The following is a 22077-nucleotide window of genomic DNA, read 5'->3' on the forward strand; positions in this document are numbered from 1 at the left end:
GGCTATGGACTTTCCCGTTCAGAAAGGGCTGTAATCGACATCGAACAAATATCCATCTGATTTAATACCTAGAAGTATTGTCCACGAAGACTACTATACAATCAAAAATTCAGATTATAGAACGGATACTTAATGCGTAAATATCAATTTCATGTAAACATTTATAAACTTAACCCTAAATTAGACAGATGTATTGAAATTAACATATCAAATGGAACTGACATGTTAAGACACAGAACGCTTATTATTGTCAATTTCATGTCAACTGTTTTGTCATATTCATTCTAAAAACGTTAACAAAACATTAACATATCCATGTTTTGTTAGAGGAAAAATAATATGCATACTGAAATTTATCTATAGTTGTGAAATCGTAAGAAAAAATAAAAAGAACTAATCCTTAACAGTATTCAAGTTATAACCATCAATAACGAATTGCGTTTTATAGCTACAAACACAATAAAAACTATTGAACGGATTGTGTTTTGTGATGATGAAATAACGATCTTAGGGGCCTTAGAACAAATATCCGCCGTATTTAATAGCTAGAAATATTGTCCACGAAGACTACTATATTAACCTCGGAGTCAACTAAAAAAAACAGCTCCAACCAATTAATTATATAGATTTCCAACTGACATTGCCTAATGTTAACCAAAAAGAATAGCCCGTGCTACTTTATAAATAGTATGGGCTATTCTTATATGGTTTATACATGAATCTCCTTTAAATTTCTAAAACTCAAATGCTATATCCTCATAATTTGTTTACAAATCATTTGTATTTACTTATCATTAATAATATATGAATAAAAATGTCAATCTCATAGCAACAATTAGCGAGATTACTAACAACAAGTGATTTCAAAAATCCTATATGACACTAACATTTTATTGCACTTAGTTGACAAAACATTAACAATCGAGTGCATCTGGTTAACAAAACATTAAATCGCGATGTATTTCTCATTGTTGATGTTTTGTTAACACCAAGTTCTTTACATGTTAATAACGTATTTTATGTTAATGTCACTAAAAGAAGGTATTTATATTAAAATCACCGAAAAATACTTAACATGTCAATCTCACTTTTCATGTTAATTTCATTTTCTGCCAGAATTACATAATGATAAGGGGGTAATATTATGATTAAACCAGAAAACCAGTCAGAGCAAGCAAGTTTAAATGATGAAAACCTAATGAACGAAGATGTTTTTGAAAAGGCATGGCGAATAACTGAGTTTTCTAAGTTAGTAGGACGTCATCATAATACTGTTTATAATTGGTTCAATACATTAGAAGAAAAAGGGTTGCATGGAACTCTTAGAACCAACAATACAAATGAAAAGCTATACAACTCATTGGACTTAGAAATAGCATTATTTATAAAACAGAAAAGAGACGAGAAATGGTCACTTGATGCCATAATAGAACTGTTACCACATCAATTTGAGCTAAGGCCAGTATCTCCCGAGAATCAATTTAGTGAGATATCGTCTCAGTTAAATTTCCAAGAAGCAGCTGCTACAATTGAAAAACTAGTGGAACAAAAGCTTCAAGCACATTTACAAAACATTGAAACACAGTACCAGGAAAAACTTGAAAATGTATTAAAAACATTACCACATCCTGAAGATCCAGGAGCAACAAAAGAACGACAAAGACAAGAAAGACTTGATAATATCATAATTGAGCATAGGGCACGTATGGAGTTAAGAAAAAGGGCAGAACAACTTTGGAATGAACAACCTGAAGAAGCTCGCATAAAAAAAGTTGGCTGGTTTAAGAAAGAAGAAGATCTAGCTAAAAAGCAAATCTTTATAGAAAATTATCTAAATGAAAATATGATAGAATACATGAAAATAATAATGAATAAGGAATAAAAAAAGAAGACTGGCAAATTCCCAGTCTTCTTTTTTTATTTTGTGCCAAACATTTTATCTGGATCCATAAATGCAGCCAATTCCTCATCATTTTCAGTATTAACTGTTGTTTCTTCATTAACTGGGCCCATATCGATATAATCCCCGAAGTTAATATTAAAGTCATCATCTTGTTCTTGTGCTTCGATTGAACTAATTTGTGACTTTTTATATTGGATTTGATTTTGCTTTTCTTTAAACTCATTAAACTCTTCAACTAGACCTTTTGACAAACGAGAAGGTAATGCATCAGTTTTATAGAATGTATACACACTACCCATAAAATCGTTTTTACTTACTAAGTAACCATTAAATACTGTACCATTGATTGGCAGCTTATTTGCAACTTCTACTTTTGCATCATCCATAAATGAGTCATCAATATTTTTTTGTTCATCTAGAATTGCAAGCATTCCAAAGTGATGTACCTTAGAAGCCTCAAGCTCACCATCATCGTTCGTTTTCATTAATTCTATAGGGTGATGGAAAGAGCTACCTTCCAATGATTCTGAGAACATATCTAAAATTTCTTTACTATTTTCAATTTGATTCATATTACGAGAAATTTTATTAATTACAAGGCAACCCGTTTTTTCTAAAAGAATACGCTTAAAGTCCTGAGAGTCTAGAATAACCGATGTTCCAGAACCATTTGCAGCTGTATTTAATTCGTGAATAATTTCTCCTATCCGTTGGTTAGCATAATCGCGTGAATTTGCAATACCCTTTTTCTCATTTTCATTTAGTGCTTTAAACTCATCATAGAAGTGTTGATTATCTGCGAAAATAACAAATGCAACACCTTTTGCTGGATCATTTGCTAACTTCCAAATTTCTTGAGAGAATTTATTCACCTGTCTTAATACATCAGGTCCATCAGCTCTTACAGGAAGTGTTACTACAATTCCCATTTTAATAAAGTCTTTACGTTCAATCGCATTATTAAAGGCAATTTTCGCATACTTTTGTTGGTTAGCTAATAATTCCTCTCTAGGGACTTGTTGAGCTATTTTTTTTAGCTCTTGGCCGATAACCGGCTTATTGTGAAAGGCTGAAAATTCTTCTATGGCTTTGATAATTGTAGAAGTACCTGTTCCACCACCTAATCCTGCAAAAAACAGAACAAGCTCATCTGTCGGTCTTACACGCTCAGTTATAAATTCTTTTAATTTTTCTTTAGCCTCATCATTTGAGTCTAATACTTTAACAGCACGTTCTGGGTTTTTCCCTAAGCCACCTAATTTTAATGAAACCTGGTTACTTTTTGGTACATTCTTTAATTCAGCTAAATCACCATCATTACTATTTAAAGCAAGGCAATTATATACTGCAGTTCCATCTGTATGCTTATATTCAGCAAATTTATCTACCATTCTAGTTCCAGCCTGACCAAAACCAACCATAGTCATTTTTACTGCTACTTCATTTTTTAGAAAGTTTTTTGCCATTCGTTTATCGCTCCTTTATTATTTTTTTTGCTTACGTCTTCCTAATTCAACTAATACTTGCTGTCCTCTAATTGTTGAAATTAAAAATTTATAAGGGTGCATAATCTTTTCAGTTATTAATGACATTGAGGATAATGTACTTACACTTACTTCAGCTGATCTTCTTGAAATATTGGTTCTTTCAACTTCTAACGAGTACGATTTTCCCTTTAATTTCTTTACTCTCCTATCAATAACAACACTTTCAACTATTTCATTTATTGAGATACCTCTCATATATTTCGTTTCTTGGTATTGTTTATTAACTTCAGATCCTATGTAATGAAATACATTGTATAGTATTTCGTCTTCTTCTAGAATATCTGCAAACATATTCACAACTTCATCAGGAAATTTAATTAGTTTATATTTTTCGCTTAATACCTCGTTCAAGTTGTCCCCCCCTCAAAAAGTTGGTTAATTATTCCTACAACCATATTACATTAATATAAAGCGTATATCAAGTCATTATATATAAATCGTATATGTAAAGCGTATATAAACAAAATGACTTAAAGTATTGATATAAAAACACCTTTATATAAGACGTGTATGTAAGTCGTATATATTATATATCGATTATATATTTCATGTTATTAACAAAACACTCTAAAAAGATATTATTTTATTATTTTTTTATCTATTCCACACACAATCTCCTATAAAATATGTTGTCAACAAACATGTATGAGAACAAATTATCTTACAAACACTCTATACACCTTATATATAGGCAGTTTATATACAGCGTATATATAAACGCTTGTAAATAAACATTTTGTTACTCATATATCAATTTCATATCAACAATATTTATACCAATGACCAATGTACGTTGTATATATAAGTCGTATATATAAGGTGTGTAAACAAGAGGTATACAACAAAAAAGCAATACTTTATAAAGTATTGCTTTTTAATAGCAAATATTTTGATATGATTCTTCCAATTTATTAAAAAGATTCTGTTGCGCTTTTTTCTTTATTAACAGTGTTTTTCCGTTTTCTTCATCTACTGATGAAGGGTTTTCTATCAATGTCATGTTATGCTGTTTTGTTTCTTTGATTAGTTCCATTGTTATCTCACATAACTGCATATACAGGACATAAAAAGATGATTCATTGGAATCTATCTCAACATCTTTAGTATTAAGTTCTTCAAACTTATTCGTAAAATTTGTTAATCTCATATCTACAAAATCGTTATAACTAACATGTAAGGACATGATTATATTAAATTGACTAAAACTTATTATATTCTTTATGAAACAAAGATTTATTAAATGAATTTTATATATTGCTCTAAATGAAAATATATATTTAGGGCCTATTTTTCTAGCTTGAATATAGTTATTATACTTATTTAAAAAATAACGTATTCTATTGCTTTTTATACCTAGAATTTTACTTGCTTGTGAAGTTCGATAACTCCTATATGGATCTATTTGTGCGAACTGTATCGGTACTAATTCAATCTCATTATTTATTACAGATTTTAATTGCACAAATAAGAAGTCTGAAGCAAATTCTACATGTAATATATCCTTTATTAAGTTATACTCAGCTTTCTCATTCCACATTTTTTCACCCCTCAAGAATATTCTAGCATGCAAAATATTAAATTTACATAATGTTCACTCGATTCATCATAAATATTTGCATATTTCTGATATGATATATTTTTCCCTTCTGACATTTATCTACTATACACTAAACAAATTACAATTTTTGTAATTCACTTTTTCTATTTATACCAAAAAACATACAGTAAAATTTAACTATCTTTTTGACTACTTAATATATATTTGACGTATTACAAGTGACGAATTCTAAAAGGGGGAGATGCTTTCGTCATATGTTCTTTAATTTGTGTCGAACAATAAGTGACGAACTCTAATGAAAGAATAAACCTATAGATAACTAGACTTTTCTCTCCACATTTGAAGAATAAATCGCTAATGCAAAACCGATAGTCCATAGGTGATAGTAGATTACTTTTTTGTTAATTTCATTTAGAATACATTTTAATAAAATCGAATATTTCCAATCCAGCTTTTAAATGGTAAATTTATACTATTAACACAATGATTGCTACCGGTTTTATGCAAGTTATTGTATATTTTTTCCTAAAGGAAGGAGTGTTAGAAATTGAAAAAATCGTTTAATCATGTCGTTAAATATATCGTAGGGGAAAATGATCGAGGGGCCTATTTTAATCGTTCTGACATCTTTACGGTTTTATTTTTATATGAACAACGAACTGTCTCTCAAATACAGTTACGTAAATTTTATGAATTGGTAAACGGGGAACCGATAAGTCGTACTACTTTTACTTCAAAGTTATCTAAGTGGGCTAAAATGCGATTAATAAAAAAAGAAAATATTAGCGTTAGAAAAAAACGTGGCTTTACATTAGATTTTGTTTCTATTACCGCAAAAGGTACAGAATTACTTTATCGATTAAAATTGATTTCAGACAGTAGTACCTCATTTGTTTCTAAAAGGCAATATGAGCACAATACTGCAATTACGCAGTTTGTTCTTAACCTTCTTGAATTAGAATCAATCAACGAACATACCGGTGCAGTTGTGGGTGGCAATAGTGATTATTTGTTCCCATTAAACCCCATAGTGAAACAGAACCTCCAGCTGTCTAATATTATTTATTCAGACTCAAAAGATGTTTACTTTTTATATGAGGACGAAGAATATCGTGAAATGATTCAACCAGAACTTCGACCAGTTTCCTTTCAGCAAGACTTACCTCAACTCGTATATTCTTTTCGACCATCTAAAGACATTTATCCTGATTCACAAGGTAATCCTATAATCATTCCCGATTGGGTAATTACCTGTAACAAGAGCATAATCAATATTGAAGTTGATACAGGTACAGAGAACATTCCATTTTTAGAAAGTAAATTAAGAAAATATCTCGATATTGCTGCTTCCAATCCCTCTAAAAGTTATTTTGTATTATTCTCAGTCATTGATGATTCTTACCATACCATTTCTTCTTACAAAAAAAGAACAACACGCGTAACAAACTTAAAAAAAGCTTTTGGTAATATTCCACGTCTAAAAGTTGTCGCCAACCTAAATGTCTGTGTTTGTAACATGGGAAGTTCTGCACTTGTAATTAATAATATTCTTCAACAGATTCGTAAAGTTGATAAACAGGATACTCAGCACCTTTTCAAAAAAATCACTGATCGTTTAGAAATTAACTCTTCATTTCCATACTCTGCTAAATGGATAAATAACAAACAACTCATGAAATCAAAAGGGATACAACATGCCAAACTACTTGAGTTAACAGATAGCATTATGGTTTTACAAAAAAAATCAGTGGATGAAAGAAAAACTTCTTCAGATTTCTTAGAAATCATATGTATCTTAACCATACTTAAAGTAGGGGAGGTAAATACACACCTTAGATTACACGAATTATCAGGATTGTTGGCCGTGCAAAATCAACACCGAAAACTAAATCCTATAAAAATTTTGGGAGTTTATGAAGCGGATGAATTGGAGCATGGGCAGCAGGCCATTAACAACGATTTATTTCACAACTCCATTACACAAGAAAATGTTTTATTGGCAACTTCTGCCGAATTGCTTAATTTCACCGCAACTTTCTACTCATTAAAGGAGAGGGTGAAACAAGAATTTGGAGAATACAGTTCAAAAGAATACCGATGCTAACCCACCACCAGAAAAAAAAACGGGGAAGTCAAAATCACTGAAGAATAACAACAAATCAATTACATTGACCATTGATGTTACAAAAAGTTGGAAATATCGATTAGCAGCAAGAGCCTCGTACTACGTAGTAACGCTGCTTCTGCTTCTTGCCTGGTATTTTGCTGCTAGGGGAATTTACAAATATCTGTTCTTCTGGTCAATTCAAATAGGAGTTCCATTACCCATCCTAAGTATTTTTGGTAATCCGTTTGATACACATTATTACATCGAGACTTTCTTCAGTTTTTGGATTTTAATTTATACTTGGAAAGTTTCAACTAAGATTAAGACCTATCAAGAGATAAAACGAAGATGGTTTATTTTTGCGATGATGTTAATAGGAATAGTGATGCAATATTTATGGGCATTTAGTGTTCCCTTAGCGAAAATATTCATTCCATTTTTAAATTCTAAGGCAGGAGAGGTTTCACTAAATGATAAGGGATTAGAAGATACAATGCTTTCTAATTTTAGTAACGTAATGTATCTAGTCTTTTCAATCCCAGTAATTATTGTAATCCTCGTGCTCCTATGGCTTTTTAAGATTTTTTACGAACACAAAAAAGAACTCCTAGAAGAATTCAAGAAGTGGGAGTACGTGTTTAAATTACCTGGTTGGATACTATCCTTTTTGAGTGATGACCGTCAACGTAAACTTGCAACTGCTTTACACAGATTTTTTACTGAAAAAAACCCTTCTAAGCTACCTGAACCTGATATATTTCTTGGTCCTAATAGTGATACTCGGGAGATGGCAGTAATTCAAGGGAAATCATTAACACTCAATGTTATGATTATCGGTAACATTGGTACTGGTAAATCAGCTGCTTTAGGTTTGCCTATTGCGAATCAATTACTTGATTACATGGCTTCTATGATTAATAACTTTAAAGCTTTGTATGAAAGAGAGGATTATCACACTGAGAAGGTAAAAGGAACACTGGTAAACGGTATTACGGTCATAGAACCATCCAACGACTTTTGTGAAAAAGTATATAAATTAGTATTAGCACACAAAATTCCTGAGAGTGTAATTTTTTATTTAGATCCAACTAATCCTGATACCCCTTCAATTAACTTTGTGCGAGGCCCCGTAGATAAAGTGGCTGAGATGTTATGCTCTGTATTAACTGGTCTTTCTGATAATGGTGCAGGAAACCCATTCTTTGTGCAATCGGAGCGTTCCCACCTTAAACAGCATATTTATTTATTAAAACTACACGACCCAAATTTTGAAGCAAAGTTTGAGCATTTAATTGACATGTATAATGATGCTAATTTTGTTTTTGAAATGCATTTAAAATTAAAAGACCGTCTTCCTAATAACATTGAGGCAATTACTGACAGAGATGAGCGGAATCACTGGCGCATTGTAAAGCAAGTGGATGAGTGGTTTGATTTAAACTATGTACCTGAAATTTCTGGAGGACGAGGCGGGGGAGAAGTTGTATACCATACGGAAGGCAAATACTATGGCAAACCTAAAATTATCGATAAGCAAGAAACCTTCGTTCGTGGTTTACGAAATACTTTGAATGATATTTCTGCTCAACCTCTACTTCGTCGTGTATTATGTGGTTCATCTAATTTTGACTTTGAAAAACACTTGGAGTTTGGGGGAATTCTTTTAATCAATACAGCAAAAGGAGAACTCTCTGACTTATCCGATGTTTTCGGTAAATTATGCTTATATGCTGTGCAAAATGCGGTTTTCCGACGTAAACCAAATGTTTCTCCTTATCATCCGGTTATTGTAGATGAATTCGCTGACTATATTTATAAATCATTTAAAAGTTTTCCTGCTCAATCACGGAAATATAAAGCACCGCTTATTGTAATTGCACAAACAATTAGTCAATTAGCAATTGAACATGGGCCAAGATTTATGGATATTCTTTTAGGTACATTCCGAAATAAACTTGTATATGGTGACGTAACTACTGAGGATGCTAAATTATTTAGTAAAATTATGGGGACAAAGACTATTTATGAAGCCCGCGAAGGGGATCAAGAAATAGATATGGTAACTGCAGAAACGAAAACACAAAGTACTCGCAGAACCTCTTACTCATATTCAAAAAAAGAGGTACCTGTTCTCTCTGAAAATGATATTTTAATTCAAAAAGCATTCCAGTGTGCTGCCAAAATAGTAAAAGATAATGCACCTCAATTAGGTATCCAAGTAAATGCAAACTTTGTTTCAGATGAAGAATATGTGAAGGCTAAGGTACAAGTAAATGAGGAAGCAGCAAATTATTGGCTTAAGGTACGTGCAGAGTCATTGAATAATGAAATCACTTACCAAGATTACGTAAAAGATACGGACGTTGATTGCGAAGAACAAGTAATCGAAGATTTAAGCACACAGACAGCTGCTCCTACCGCAGTTAAAAATTGGTTACAGACATTGAACCCTGATACTTATAATCACTATGGTAGCGACGATGAAGTAACAGAAGAGGAAAAAACAGATAATCCTAAATCAAACAAGCAAATGGCAGCTACTCCTATTTTAAAAAGGGAAACTGATACAAGTATCAATTCTGCTACCAATAAAACGTTTATAGAGAAGAAAGATGATGCTAATAGCAAGAAAGAAAATGCTTTACGTCCACGTATCCATAGAGAACCTGTTCAATCAAACATTTTAGTTAAGCAAGCCGAAAAGCCTTTTGTAGAAGAAACAAAAATAAAGCATACACCACAATATAGAGAACCTGCTTATATTTCTACAGTTACACATGCTCAGCAGGAACAAGAAATTCAAAGAAAAGCTGAAATACACGGTAAAAGTACAACTACAAACTTAACAATGCAATGGTTACAACAGCAAATGGCAGCGGCTGCAGTTCAAGAAAGTGAACGTGATATGTCTCCTGAGAATATTGCAGAGGGGGAGGGAACTCGATTACAGAGGAGAAAAGTGGCAGAAGTAACACCTGAAAGTGAAGAAATTAGAAAGAAGCTCACTCAATATATTGAAAATGATAATAACAATGAGCATTTGCGGTTATAAAATAAAGTTACAATATTTATAAAAAAGTCATACCGTTTTGCTCCCTTTTGATTAAAGAATTCTAAATGAGTTTTAATCAAAATTTTTTATAAAATGGAATGTTCATTCCAAAAGAAACGAATCCATTTTGATTGATTTTTTTTCAAAACGGATTCGTTTTATATGCCATAGAATAAGGGTTTGTGGACTATTCTTAATCAAACTTTATTTCAAAGTTATAATTTATGGTATTATATTCATAGCAAACTAGATGTAACAATTTACCAAAAGTATTTGGAGGTTTTTTATGAAAAGAAAATTAGTATTATCTATTGGTTTTTCAGGTGCTTTAGCATTATCAATCGGATTTGCAAGAGACTTTCAATGTCCTAAGGTATTTGCACAGACTAATGGAGATCAATACAAACTTGTTACTAAAGAGGAACAAGATCAAAGAGAAAGTACGGTAGTAGAAGGGAAAGATGTTACTACTGTTATAACAGCAGAAGAGCAAGATATGGTGGAAAATAGTTCCGCTCAAGAAGGGTTTGTTCCACAAGAAAATGGGACAGGGTTCTATTTTGAAAAATCCATAAAAAATTAAGTTTGGTTGTTAAATTAGTTCATGAGTTAGTTTAATAAGGTACTAAAAATGTTGTTGTAGTAAATGGGGTCAGTTATAGTACAGAAAAAAGAGTGAAAGAAAAAAGTCTGGAGATAGTGATTCAGATTTATCATCGGAGTACTAAGATAAAGGAAAGAGTTTGGGACATTTATCATATGGGGGGATATAAATTGATTAAATATGAAACTCCTGAGATTTTAAAAGAACATGAAAATATAATAAAAAGAACTTTTAGATATAGTAATGAGATAAGTTTTAAATGTGAAGAAACAAAACCATGGGAGAGTAAATTAGGTGGATGTCCATATTTAAAAAACATTGAAGAATATCCAGTAGATGAAGATGGAAGACCTATGTTATTTTTAGCACAGATAAATCTAACAGACCTTGAAAAACTAGATGATTTACCCCAAACGGGGTTATTGCAGTTTTTTGTAGTAAATGAGGATATGTTTGGTTTGGAAAGTCCTATTGTAGTAAAATATATAGAAGATTATGAAGAAAATGAAGAACATTTAATAAAGAAAAATCCTTATGAAAATGATGAAGAATATAAGGGAAACCTCCCTTTTTCACATAATGGAAAAATGTATTTTGAAACAAGGGAAATGCCTATGTCTTCTTCATTAGATTCATTTGATAAAATTTTTAAGAATAAGCTTTCAGAAGAAGAATATGAGAAACTGAGTGATGATTGCTATAGTTGTGATAGCAGAGTTGGTGGTTATCCATATTTTGTTCAGAATGATTATTTGGGTTTTGATGATGATGATTTCCTTTTATTGCAGCTAGATATAGATGATGAATGTGGCATTATGTTTGGAGATTCTGGGAACTGTGTTTTCTCTATTCCAAAGGATGCTTTGAAGAATAAGGATTTTTCAAAAGCAGTGTATGATTGGCAATGTTGCTAGTGTGGAAGGTATAGTTTATGACACTTTTAAGAGGGTGAGGGAACTCGATTACAGAGGAGAAAAGTGGCAGAAGTAACACCTGAAAGTGAAGAGATTAGAAAGAAGCTCGCTCAATATATTGAAAATGCCAATAACAATGAGCCTTTTTAAATAAAAAAGAAGCAGGAAACCATTTTGAGGTATTCTGCTTTTTTATTTACATATTAAGTGATAATAAAGCTGTTAAAAACAGCAGTCATGTTATTTAGTTAAAAGGCTGTTTGGTTGAGCAATCCCTTTTAAGAAAATTGGATATCTATGTTAAAGTTTAAGTGAAATTGTGAAAGTTTCTCTTAAACTAACATGCAGTTTAGTTTTAGAAAGAGTAATAAGTTTCTATAACAAATTAGAGATAAAAAGGCAAGGAAATGTTGATGTAATCATTGGAAGATTGTATTAATAGAAAGGAAATTAGGAGATGGAAGAATCAATAAAAAGTGAATTAATTGGAGTGTTCACCTTGAATGCGGCTTGTAAAGCATATCAGCAAAATAAGGGGAAAATACATTGGCAATTGGATATTGGAAATGAATATGTAGATGTTAATGAGCTGATAAAAAGAGCTGAAAAACTTTTTTTATGCATAGAAGAATTTGATAAAAAGGCTAAAGTAGCCATAGCAGAGAAATTGATTGGTTACAAAAATGATTTTTGGCCTGAGTATGATGAGAATGATGAACATTTAAATTGGGATGCTGTAGATGCAGGAGAATATGATGTAACTAAAGAAGATTTTGAAAAAGCAATTACTCTCTATGACATCGAAATTAGAGCAAATGATATATACTGTGAATATCATGATGGAGATTTATTTGGTGGACACAGAATACATGCCTATTTTGATAATGATTACAAGTTATTAAGTGCAGAGGTCTAGTATTAATTAGAGAAAAGTTGCGAGAATAATGCGGGATTACGTTAATTCATAGCTTTTAGTTATATGTAACAAATACAATTCTTTATTATCTGTTTCAATGTCTACAATTATGCAGAAATGAATATTTTTAAAGAGCTTTAAAAGGAGATACTACGTGAAATGTAGTATCTCCTTTGTGTTTTTGAAAGAAGAATAACATTATTATCTCTACCAATTACATAGACTCAATTATCATTTGTCTTTCATACCATTTGGTTAATTTTTCATTAACACTGTTCGAAATACGTTTCATTTTCTTATTACAAAATCTTGATAGGGTGGCAGGAGATAATCCAATCTCATCTGCTATTTCGCGCATTGTTCTATTTTTTTGCATATGTTGGTGCAAAATTTTATTTCTAATTAAATCCTCAGCGATTTCTGTAGTTTGAATTTCTACATGTGTATTCAAATTATTTTCTTGCTTTTCCAATGTATCAATTGGTTTTCTCTTTACTAAACTACCAATATTACTCATTAGCTCATTAGGTGGTAAGATAATGATTCCTAATTTGGAGTAGTAATTCTTAAACCAATTACGTTCCCCAATTTTTACTTCATCAATTTCCTCAGCGTAGGCGCAATTTGAAATGACATTTTCTTTTTCTAAATCAATAAGAACATTTTCTAATTGTTCACGAATACGGTGAGGACGTCCAGAATCCACGTTGATCCCCATTACAGATAATAAGCCTTTTTCTCCACCCATTGAATATGGTCTTCTTAAGTTACTGTACTGTTGGCGAATTCTCCATTGTCATGATAAATAACGGATCAAGCGCTTATGGAATTTATCATTTTTTGACAGAAGACTCCTTCCTCAAAAATGTGAAGGTGTGAAACACCAATTTTAGGTGAGAAATGAATGTCGGTAGGCGTAAGCCTACATTTTTTAGTATACTTTAAGCATCCTACCAAAAAGTGAGGTGCAACCCATGTTAGTAAATAAGGCTTATAAATTTCGTATCTATCCAAATAAGGAACAAGAAATATTAATTGCTAAAACGATTGGTTGCAGCCGCTTTGTATTTAACCATTTTCTTGCTCGTTGGAATAATACCTATAAAGAAACAGGAAAAGGACTAACTTATCCTTCTTGCTCTGCCGAGCTAACTCAATTAAAGAAGCAACATGATACGATTTGGTTAAAGGAAGTAGATAGTATCGCTCTTCAATCAACATTGAAAAACCTCGCAGATTCTTTTTCACGTTTTTTTAAGAAACAGAATGATATTCCACGATTCAAGTCTAAAAAGAATAAAGTTCAATCCTACACAACCAAGCAAACGAACGGAAATATTGCAATTGTAGACAACAAAATGAAATTACCTAAACTTGGCCTTGTCCGTTTTGCCAAAAGTCGTGAAGTAGAAGGGCGTATTTTAAATGCAACGATTCGACGCAATCCAAGTGGTAGATACTTTGTATCTATACTTGTCGAAACAAAAATGCAAGAAATGCCTAAAACCGAATCCACTTGTGGAATTGATGTTGGATTAAAAGAGTTTGCCACTCTTTCTGATGGCACAACATACAAGAACCCTAAATTCTTTCGTATATTAGAAGAAAAGTTAGCGAAGGCACAGCGTATCCTTTCCAGAAGAACGAAAGGTTCTTCGAACTGGAATAAACAGCGTGTAAAGGTTGCACGGATCCATGAACATATTGCAAATTCCAGAGCGGATTACTTACATAAACTCTCTACTGAGATCATCAAAAACCACGATGTCATCAGTATGGAAGACTTACAAGTCAGTAACATGCTCAAAAATGGAAAGCTTGCAAAAGCGATTAGTGAAGTATCTTGGTCACAATTTCGAACGATGTTGGAATATAAAGCAAAATGGTATGGCAAATAAGTTGTTGTGGTATCTAAAACATTTGCTTCTAGTCAGTTATGTTCTAATTGCGGATACAAAAACAAAGATGTTAAAAATCTAACAATTCGTGAGTGGGATTGCCCTTCTTGTGGTACACATCACGATAGAGATCAGAATGCAGCACTCAATCTTAGAAACGAAGCAATTCGTCTCTTAACCGTAGGAACTACGGGGATAGCCTAATCCATTAGAATTCGATAGAACTCTGTACTTAGGAATCTCCCACTTCAAACAGTCCGAAGGACGTTAAGTGGTGAGTAGTTCAATTTATCCTCTGCACGATAGTACTCTATACCGTTGGCCTTCGCTTTTGGTAGGTTACACATCTCTAGCACATCTTCATAGCTGAAATCAATAAAATCATCCGGAGATGTCGCTTGATTCAACCACTGTATTGTAATTGTATCTAAACAATCTGCTGTAAGATCATCCATATTGCTTATTACACCATCAACTAGAATTGACGATCTTTCTGCTTCATTTGTGCAAAACAAAAAATAACCTGCTTCTGACTTATATAAAACAGGAGCAGGTTATTTTTTGTCCAATTATATTAATAGAACAGTAGTAACATAATGGTCAAAATTATTTTTTATAATGAATATCCAATGGCTGGTTACAGTGAACACAATTCCATTGATAATCAATTGGTTAATCAAGTTCCTTTTTTGTATTTGCCACAATAATCCATAAGCTATTTTTACAATTAGGACAATAGAAGTAAGCTTTATAACTAATAATTGCATTGGGGCTGTTACGATCCCAAAAGAAACCTATTATAGCTGTTAAGATAAAAGCAACGATAAAAGCTGCTAAACCAAATAACATAAATATAATGCCATGTATACCGCATATAACCCAATACGCTTTTTGATCACAAAGGGGTATCCTAAGTGAATTTGAATTAAGAAATACTTGGCTCTTTGCTAATTCCTCATTAAAGATTTTTTCTTTTTCATCATCTGTTAAAGCATTGAGTTTTACTTTCATTTCTTCTTCTTTTCTCATTTTTTCTTGTTCAAAGACTATTCTGCGCTCTTCTGGTGTAAGATTCATGAAATCACCTCATTACATGTTTATATTTATATCTATTATTAATTGACTATAAATAATATTATTCTATCAATAAATTAAGAGACGTAGAAATAATAATAGAAAGCGAGCCAAAGAATAGAGTTTAAGAAAGTAAAAGATGCTACAAGAGCAATAATAAAAAAGATGAAACTGAGAAAGAATTAAAAAGATTCTTATCAAAGGTGGTTAAATTTATTTATGTTTTGAGCAAAAGATTAATTAAAATTAATAAATATTAAAATATAATTAAATAACCATTGAAGACATTAAAAACATTGTGAAAATCCAGTAGCTGATGAACCTATATATATCAAGGGTTTTAAGCTGTTTTTGACTACTTAAAAATATCGGAAACTCACATGATTTTTTTTAATTATAAACAATAAAAAGTTCTTAGGAATTTTGTTTATATCTAAATAAGTAAAATTTTTTCAGAAATTTTTTGTTTTCTTTCAGCATAAATTTGATTTTTTTCACGAAAACGATAATCATTATCAATAATAGGATTTTAAAATTGGTTTTTAGTAGTAAAAATGGGTGATTTATTGAAAAAATTAACAAAAATAAAATGCCCAATAAAAAAGGGCATAAGAAAGCAGGGGTATTCTAAGCTGCAAATTTCGCCTGATAATACCCAGCTGCAATTTTTCGGATATATGTAGCTAAATCATTCTTTAACTCTTGAAGAAGAGAAGTATATACATGTACATCAGAGTGGAAGCAGTTCTCAATTTCCTGTTCTACAACTTGCATAGATTTTTCCACAATTGATAATCCGTATTGATATACAAGGCTATGTAATTCGAATGGTTTCAGAGTAAGATCAGCATGTTTTTTAACAGAATTTGAAAAATTGCGTAGAGCTTGCTCTGAGTATATTTTTTCTAACTCTTGATGTTTTTTACTATTAAATGCACCTACTAAATCAAAAGAAAGTACAAATCCGTCTTGAACTTTTTCGATAATGGATTTTTTTGGTTTTACTTCTTCTACTAAAGTAGAAACACAGTCCGCTTTTTCTAATACTTCAATACGAAAAACATTATTAAGTTTCTTTGCCATATCTCGAATTGCTGATTTGTATGCTATATATTTTGGCAGGATGTGTTTAATCTCACTATAAGAAATAAGTGCTTCACATTCTTTCTTTACGTTTACTTCCTTTTCGAAAAGGTATAATGCTCTTGCTGCTAAGCGTAAAACATTAACTTGTTTTACTTCGAATAACAAGTATATTACCTCATCCGAAATAGATGTATAACCAGCTTTAGAAGTATACTTTTCTAAGACTTCAGGGTTTTCATAGAAGTCATCTTCTTGATTGGAAGTAGCAGAAGCTTGTTGCTCTGCTGCTTCTTCTTTTTTGTGTAAGTCTAAGAAGCATTCTAAGTAATCACAAAGTGAAACTTGAATGTAGTTATCGAATAAACGATCCCAAGTTAAAATCCCGTGTGCTTCTAATAATTTGTTGTTGTTTTGGACTGTACGTACAGAACAACCAATCGTATATGCTAATTCTGCTTCAGAAATAATTGTAATTTCACCTTTACTATCACAAGAAGCGCTATAAGCAAGCATTTGTTTGATTAAGGATGCGCTCCATTTAATACTAGTAAAGTTATCAGCAAGCCCTAGAGCATGCTTCTCATAGAAGTAACCGTCTTCATGTTTTGTTTTACGGCTTAATCCAGAGAATAATGCTAATAGTTTATTGGATATAAGGATATGTCTTTTACAGCGGATCTTCTTATTCATGTACGTACACTCCTTTCTTCTACATTTTTCTATCTATTAGTATAAATAGCTAGGAAAACAATGACAAATGTGCTGTGAGTACGAAGAATATGTGCAATTTTTTGTAGAAACCATGTATATCAAAGGATTTGATGAATTGTTTCAAGATGTGCTAGAAGTACGAAGAATATGTGCAAAAAGTATTGTAGGTACGAAAGTTATGTGCAAAAAGAGCAAATAAACGTGATTTAAAGGTCTTTTTAATAGTAAATCTAAAAGAAATGGGAAAGAGTGTACTTAATAAATTTGATTTCTTAATTTAAGTTTCATAAAATTTTTATAGAAGATGTCCTGTGAGTACGAGGTTTATGTGCAAAAAGTACCTTGGGTACGAAAGTTGTGTGCAAAAAGTACTATAGGTACGAAGAATATGTGCAAAAAAGCATAAAATCAAAAAGTTTCGTTCACAAAACGTTCACAAAAAAACATGCATTTTTTTATGTGTTGTTTAAAGAATGAAAAAAGTTTGCTTGTTTTTAGCTATTTTTTACGAAAAAGATAAGAAAATGTGCTGTAGGTACGAAAGTTATGTGCAAAAAGCGCCTTGGGTACGAAAGTTATGTGCAAAAAATAGTGTCCAATTCACAAGGAATCATAGATTTCTAAAAAAGAGGAGATGTGAGCATTTAATTGGTGTATTTTGAGTACGAAGAATATGTGCAAAAAGAACAATAGGATATAGCCTTTGTATTTGTTAAAGCATATGTAAGCATGGGTATCATTTTGGAGGTATTGAGGAGTAATTCCATATAAAATATAAAATAGTTATTTATTATCATGAAGAGCTTATATGAATTTTGATTAATATCAAATATAATCTTTTTATTATTATATAAAGATTATAGCGATATTTTTATAAATTATAAGGGTATTATGTTGAAAAATCTTTTACATAATACCCTTTGATAATAAAAACTTTAAGCTATCGTAAAATGGTTAGTTAATTAAAGTATTTGAGTAGTTCTCTAATGGAGTGTAATCATAATTACCTTCCAATAAATCTTGTACTTCTTGCTCGTTAATAGGATGGAATTGAATTTGGAATACTTCACCAATACGTTTATAGGATTTTACTACAATGTTTTGTTCTACTAATTCACTCAAAGCTGCTTCAAGTTCTTTAAGGTTTTCGTTTTTTCGTTTCTTTTTAAATCGGATTTTGCCAGCAAAATAGGTGTAGTCACGAGTAACTGCATAATTAGTTTCTGATTTGTAACAAATTAAACGTTCTTTTTGCATAATAAAAATTAGATGTTGGGATGTATTTTGAGTTAGGTTATCTACTTTTTCTTTGTAAATTCGTACTGTTTGTTTTTGGATGTAGTCTTTATAGATAGCTTCAGTTACATAAATTTCTGCGACTTTAGTACCATTTGGTTGAACAATTACATTTACATCAGAAAATATACCAATTGCCGACCAGTTACCTTTATTATCTTGTTTGGTTATACTAAAATGGCGCATTTTTTTTAAACGTTCCTCGACTATCATATAGTTTTTCATCCCGCCTGAACTATAAATGTTACTTACTAAATCACCAATTTTCACGATGATTAATTTTTGTGTTGCAAATAATTCATCGCGATGGCGCATAACTTCTAAAAATATTTTATAATCCATTGGATCAAGGTCACTTACTTTATTTTCCTTAGACATGACATAGTCTTTGTCTACCAATACATTAATTTCCATGTTTTTATCAGGTGTATACTTATGCCTGTAGTACTCATTATCTTCATTCATATAGGTTTCTTCCTCTAAGCTTACTTTACCTCTAGTATTACCGAAGAAAGCAAGGTCTACTAATGAGTTTTCGTATACCTGCGCTCCACTACTTTTACTTTTTTTTAAATAATTGCCGATTAAGATGGCTATGTCAATTTCAATTGCTTTTTCAATTTGAAGTTTAGTTTTTTGATTTATATATCTATAATCAGTTAGAAATTTGGTTTCCGACTCGCTCCATTCTTTAATTTCCGCAATACGTGATGAAATGATGGATTCAGGTGATTTATACTTACTAAATTCCTGTTCGAATAGATTTTCTCCATATTGCTCATAGAATCTTAATAAGAATTCAGCCTCACCGTCTATTTCTATTCGGTTTTTTTTCTTTTTTTCTGCTTCATAATTCTTTATGGCATTGGTAAACCATCTTTTTTTAGTGCGATTTAAATCGTCTCGCTTTAACTTATTAAGTGTGTCTTTGATATCTTTATCTTTATAGTATTTTTCGAAGACTATATTAATTAAATCTTCCAAGTCTATACTTATATATTTTTCAATTACTTTAAATAAGTTCATTTTTGTAATTTGATCAATAATTTGTTGCACAGGTAATGTTATCTCCTTCAATGTTAAACACCTCTTTCCGGCATTATACCATTCAATTATTTTACTCGAAATGAAAGAAGATGAAAAGGAACGGCCCAATAATAGCGTTTTTAAAAATTTTCTATAAGCTCATAGAATTTACAACTTAAATCGTTACAATGTTTGCAACAAGACAATATTTACATGAAACTACCTTTTTTTATGGTTCTATTTCTCCAGACCCCTGATTGTATCTACGTTTATAGGTCTCTTTTTATATTTAATATAGAGCACTCTTCTTGCGTATAAACCAATTTCATTTTGATATGAGATTGGTTTTTTTTATTTATCAAACACATATTGCATTCATGTCTTCAGTACTTTCAAAAAACAACTAATAAAAATATATAAATTTTTTTCATTTTCCTTAGATTTACATGAAAAGTAAATAATACTTAAAGTAGATAAATCATTTTATGGTTTTCTAGTAAATAAAATGAACACTATTATTCATTAAAGCGAGGTGAACCAATGGTTAAAAAGCGATCTCCCAAGAATTCGAAACAAAAGACTTTTCAATTTTTTAAGAAAGCAAAAAGTAAAACAACTGAAATATTAGATATGCAGCAAGAAAACTCTGAAGCACTTAAAGAAAAGAAAAAACGCAAAAAACGGGAAAAAGTACCTACTATTACAGGGAAAAAAATAGGCAAAGTATCATTCTGGTCTGCTATGGGATTTATGTTCTTAGGAAGCTCACTTTCATATATCCAGCTTGCTGGTCCACCAAGAGCAGTTGCTGTTCAAGAGAAAAAAGAAGATCCACAAACAATAAAGATTTCTGAAGCAGAATTAATTTCTTATGCCAATAGCTTCGCAAGTGATTATTTTAATTGGAAAGTAGAAATGAACATAGCAGATGCTCGTAAAAAACGATTAGAAAAATATTTAGCAGAAGGATCAGATGAACAAGGTGGACTAAACAAAGATACTCTTAAAAATGTTAATAGTACTTTAGTGAAAGCAGAAGCAGTAGAGGTTCGTCAAAAAGGAAATCAAGCAGAGGTAACACTAAAAATTGTTCAAAAGCTGGAACCAGTAAATAATCCTCTTCCTGATACAGCTCAAGCCCCTGATACACCAAAAGAACCAAAGGAAGTAACACGTTACTTTTCTATTCCAATTTTAATGGAAAAGGGAAAGATGATAGTTCCTAATAATCCTACTATTGTTCACGGTGAGAAAGTTAAAGCAGCATATAAAGTAGCTACGTTTAAACCAGAAGGTCAACAAATTACTGATGCTACAGAAGTGAAAAAAGTAGAGCAATTTTTACACTCTGTATTCAAAGTTTACACAGAAGGCACTCCAGAAGAAATTGCATATTACTTTGAAAAAAGCAATATAACAAATGGGTTAAAAGGTATCATGACTTTTAATAAATTAGAGAACCTTCGTATCTATGAAAATAAAGATAAAGGTTATCAAGTTTTAGTAGATGTAAGATTAAAAGATAATGACAGCAGCTTAGAGTACACATATACCTATGATCTAAATTTAGTAAACAAAGAGGGGAAGTTTTCAATCAGCTCTATGAAGCAGTTTGAAAATAAATTAGAAAAAGTGGAGGTTAAATAATCATGGAACTTTTGGGGTTAGATTCAGTAGCACAACATTTACCTGGAATCTCGGATGCACTGACTTTGGGAAGTATAAACTTTGGACAAAACATTAAAAACTGGTTGGTTGGTCAATTAGGTCCAATCTTTTTAGTTGTATTCATTATCGGGGTTATCTTTCTTGCAGTGAAAAGACAGATGGCAGGATTAATTTCTTGGATCTTTATTGGCGCACTTTTATCGGTATTTGTGTTTACACCAGATATTATCAAAGATCTTGGTACAAAATTATACAATCTTGTATTTAAATAAAACTAAAATTTTTAAAAGGGAGTTGGTATGAATGAATCCAAAACCGACTCGAAAGGAAGTTAGGACATATAACTCTATATGGGATATACCAAAAAGTTTATATGGGATAAGGGATATAACACTCCCTTTCCCAGTTCCCTATAGACAACTTGGCTTCTTTGTTGGATCTTTAATTCTTGTTTTCATTTTAGAACAAATTATTCCATTAGGAAGTAATGTCTTTTTGAAATATCTAATTATACCTGGTGGAATTGCATACTTCTTTGGAAATGTAGAGTTAGATGGAAAAAGCCCACATAAATTTATTTTTCGATTTTTCGTCTTTATGTTTGAAAGTAAAAAGATAAGTCGTTATAAAGATACAACTGGTAATGTCGGAAGTTATCAATATAAAACTTTAATACGATTCAAGGATGATTCGGTTAAGGAAAAATAATTAATTAAT

At 31.3% G+C, this 22077-nt stretch carries 15 protein-coding genes and 3 pseudogenes; 10 read left to right on the top strand and 8 right to left on the bottom strand.

Annotated elements, in window-relative coordinates; translation table 11 throughout:
• Positions 1–1144: 1144 nt before the first annotated feature.
• Positions 1145–1882 carry a terminase gpP N-terminus-related DNA-binding protein gene (locus tag AB1284_RS25380; protein ID WP_429761962.1) on the top strand — a complete coding sequence of 246 codons (738 nt, stop codon included), beginning with the start codon at positions 1145–1147 and terminating at the stop codon, positions 1880–1882.
• A 35-nt stretch (positions 1883–1917) separates the two neighbouring features.
• On the opposite strand, the gene AB1284_RS25385 is transcribed toward AB1284_RS25380, so the two are convergent.
• The 3 genes from AB1284_RS25385 to AB1284_RS25395 all read right to left on the bottom strand — a co-directional run bounded on the left by AB1284_RS25385 (position 1918) and on the right by AB1284_RS25395 (position 4987).
• Positions 1918–3369 (bottom strand): cell division protein FtsZ, encoded by a 1452-nt coding sequence (locus AB1284_RS25385; protein ID WP_429761963.1) that lies wholly within the window; start codon positions 3367–3369, stop codon positions 1918–1920.
• Between the two features lie 18 nt (positions 3370–3387).
• A complete protein-coding gene (locus AB1284_RS25390; RefSeq protein WP_429761964.1) occupies positions 3388–3801 on the bottom strand; it encodes a hypothetical protein in 414 nt (137 codons plus the stop codon).
• A gap of 523 nt (positions 3802–4324) precedes the next feature.
• On the bottom strand, positions 4325–4987 hold the full coding sequence (locus tag AB1284_RS25395) for a hypothetical protein (protein WP_429761965.1): 663 nt from the start codon (positions 4985–4987) through the stop codon (positions 4325–4327).
• A 568-nt stretch (positions 4988–5555) separates the two neighbouring features.
• Here AB1284_RS25395 and AB1284_RS25400 point away from each other — a divergent pair.
• The 5 genes from AB1284_RS25400 (at position 5556) to AB1284_RS25420 (ending at position 12601) form a co-directional block, all read left to right on the top strand.
• Positions 5556–7112 carry a replication-relaxation family protein gene (locus tag AB1284_RS25400; RefSeq protein WP_429761966.1) on the top strand — a complete coding sequence of 519 codons (1557 nt, stop codon included), beginning with the start codon at positions 5556–5558 and terminating at the stop codon, positions 7110–7112.
• Positions 7078–10167, top strand: coding sequence for a type IV secretory system conjugative DNA transfer family protein (locus tag AB1284_RS25405; RefSeq protein ID WP_429761967.1), 3090 nt, complete (start codon positions 7078–7080; stop codon positions 10165–10167). Before AB1284_RS25400 ends, AB1284_RS25405 begins: the two co-directional genes overlap by 35 nt.
• A gap of 286 nt (positions 10168–10453) precedes the next feature.
• Positions 10454–10750 carry a hypothetical protein gene (locus AB1284_RS25410; RefSeq protein ID WP_429761968.1) on the top strand — a complete coding sequence of 99 codons (297 nt, stop codon included), beginning with the start codon at positions 10454–10456 and terminating at the stop codon, positions 10748–10750.
• Positions 10751–10941: 191 nt separating this feature from the next.
• Positions 10942–11685: a YwqG family protein gene (locus tag AB1284_RS25415; RefSeq protein WP_429761969.1), complete on the top strand. Its 744-nt coding sequence runs from the start codon at positions 10942–10944 to the stop codon at positions 11683–11685.
• A gap of 457 nt (positions 11686–12142) precedes the next feature.
• Positions 12143–12601 carry a DUF2262 domain-containing protein gene (locus AB1284_RS25420; protein ID WP_429761970.1) on the top strand — a complete coding sequence of 153 codons (459 nt, stop codon included), beginning with the start codon at positions 12143–12145 and terminating at the stop codon, positions 12599–12601.
• A gap of 214 nt (positions 12602–12815) precedes the next feature.
• Here the strand turns inward: AB1284_RS25420 and AB1284_RS25425 are convergent.
• Positions 12816–13445 (bottom strand): annotated as a pseudogene (locus tag AB1284_RS25425) (helix-turn-helix domain-containing protein); the annotation flags it as partial.
• A gap of 130 nt (positions 13446–13575) precedes the next feature.
• On the opposite strand from AB1284_RS25425, the pseudogene tnpB reads away from it, so the two are divergent.
• Positions 13576–14703 (top strand): annotated as a pseudogene (gene tnpB / locus AB1284_RS25430) (IS200/IS605 family element RNA-guided endonuclease TnpB).
• Positions 14704–14783: 80 nt separating this feature from the next.
• Here tnpB and AB1284_RS25435 read toward each other — a convergent pair.
• From AB1284_RS25435 to AB1284_RS25450, 4 genes and pseudogenes are all read right to left on the bottom strand, one after another.
• Positions 14784–15005, bottom strand: a pseudogene (locus tag AB1284_RS25435) (XRE family transcriptional regulator); the annotation flags it as partial.
• 166 nt (positions 15006–15171) lie between these two features.
• Positions 15172–15576: a hypothetical protein gene (locus AB1284_RS25440; protein ID WP_429761971.1), complete on the bottom strand. Its 405-nt coding sequence runs from the start codon at positions 15574–15576 to the stop codon at positions 15172–15174.
• 624 nt (positions 15577–16200) lie between these two features.
• Positions 16201–17349, bottom strand: coding sequence for a hypothetical protein (locus AB1284_RS25445; RefSeq protein ID WP_429761972.1), 1149 nt, complete (start codon positions 17347–17349; stop codon positions 16201–16203).
• A 975-nt stretch (positions 17350–18324) separates the two neighbouring features.
• Positions 18325–19722: a hypothetical protein gene (locus AB1284_RS25450; protein ID WP_429761973.1), complete on the bottom strand. Its 1398-nt coding sequence runs from the start codon at positions 19720–19722 to the stop codon at positions 18325–18327.
• A 510-nt stretch (positions 19723–20232) separates the two neighbouring features.
• Here AB1284_RS25450 and AB1284_RS25455 point away from each other — a divergent pair.
• Genes AB1284_RS25455 through AB1284_RS25465 form a run of 3 tightly spaced genes read left to right on the top strand, consistent with a single transcriptional unit; the run spans position 20233 to position 22068 of the window.
• Complete coding sequence (locus AB1284_RS25455; protein ID WP_429761974.1) at positions 20233–21339, top strand: conjugal transfer protein; 1107 nt, start codon at positions 20233–20235, stop codon at positions 21337–21339.
• A 2-nt stretch (positions 21340–21341) separates the two neighbouring features.
• The gene (locus AB1284_RS25460) at positions 21342–21632 is read left to right on the top strand and encodes a hypothetical protein (RefSeq protein WP_429761975.1); all 291 of its coding nucleotides are present in this window, start codon (positions 21342–21344) and stop codon (positions 21630–21632) included.
• Positions 21633–21663: 31 nt separating this feature from the next.
• Positions 21664–22068 carry a TcpE family conjugal transfer membrane protein gene (locus AB1284_RS25465; protein ID WP_429761976.1) on the top strand — a complete coding sequence of 135 codons (405 nt, stop codon included), beginning with the start codon at positions 21664–21666 and terminating at the stop codon, positions 22066–22068.
• Positions 22069–22077: the final 9 nt, after the last annotated feature.

This window comes from Bacillus sp. S2(2024) (assembly GCF_050474045.1).
GTDB classification, from domain to species: Bacteria; Bacillota; Bacilli; order Bacillales; family Bacillaceae_G; genus Bacillus_A; species Bacillus_A yunxiaonensis.

What these genes read in the sequence shown, in the direction of transcription:
- AB1284_RS25380 (WP_429761962.1), top strand. Translation starts at nt 1,145, where the DNA reads ATGATTAAACCAGAAAACCAGTCAGAGCAAGCAAGTTTAAATGATGAA.
- AB1284_RS25385 (WP_429761963.1), bottom strand. Translation starts at nt 3,369, where the DNA reads ATGGCAAAAAACTTTCTAAAAAATGAAGTAGCAGTAAAAATGACTATG.
- AB1284_RS25395 (WP_429761965.1), bottom strand. Translation starts at nt 4,987, where the DNA reads ATGTGGAATGAGAAAGCTGAGTATAACTTAATAAAGGATATATTACAT.
- AB1284_RS25410 (WP_429761968.1), top strand. Translation starts at nt 10,454, where the DNA reads ATGAAAAGAAAATTAGTATTATCTATTGGTTTTTCAGGTGCTTTAGCA.
- AB1284_RS25420 (WP_429761970.1), top strand. Translation starts at nt 12,143, where the DNA reads ATGGAAGAATCAATAAAAAGTGAATTAATTGGAGTGTTCACCTTGAAT.
- AB1284_RS25440 (WP_429761971.1), bottom strand. Translation starts at nt 15,576, where the DNA reads ATGAATCTTACACCAGAAGAGCGCAGAATAGTCTTTGAACAAGAAAAA.
- AB1284_RS25445 (WP_429761972.1), bottom strand. Translation starts at nt 17,349, where the DNA reads ATGAATAAGAAGATCCGCTGTAAAAGACATATCCTTATATCCAATAAA.
- AB1284_RS25455 (WP_429761974.1), top strand. Translation starts at nt 20,233, where the DNA reads ATGGTTAAAAAGCGATCTCCCAAGAATTCGAAACAAAAGACTTTTCAA.
- AB1284_RS25460 (WP_429761975.1), top strand. Translation starts at nt 21,342, where the DNA reads ATGGAACTTTTGGGGTTAGATTCAGTAGCACAACATTTACCTGGAATC.
- AB1284_RS25465 (WP_429761976.1), top strand. Translation starts at nt 21,664, where the DNA reads ATGAATCCAAAACCGACTCGAAAGGAAGTTAGGACATATAACTCTATA.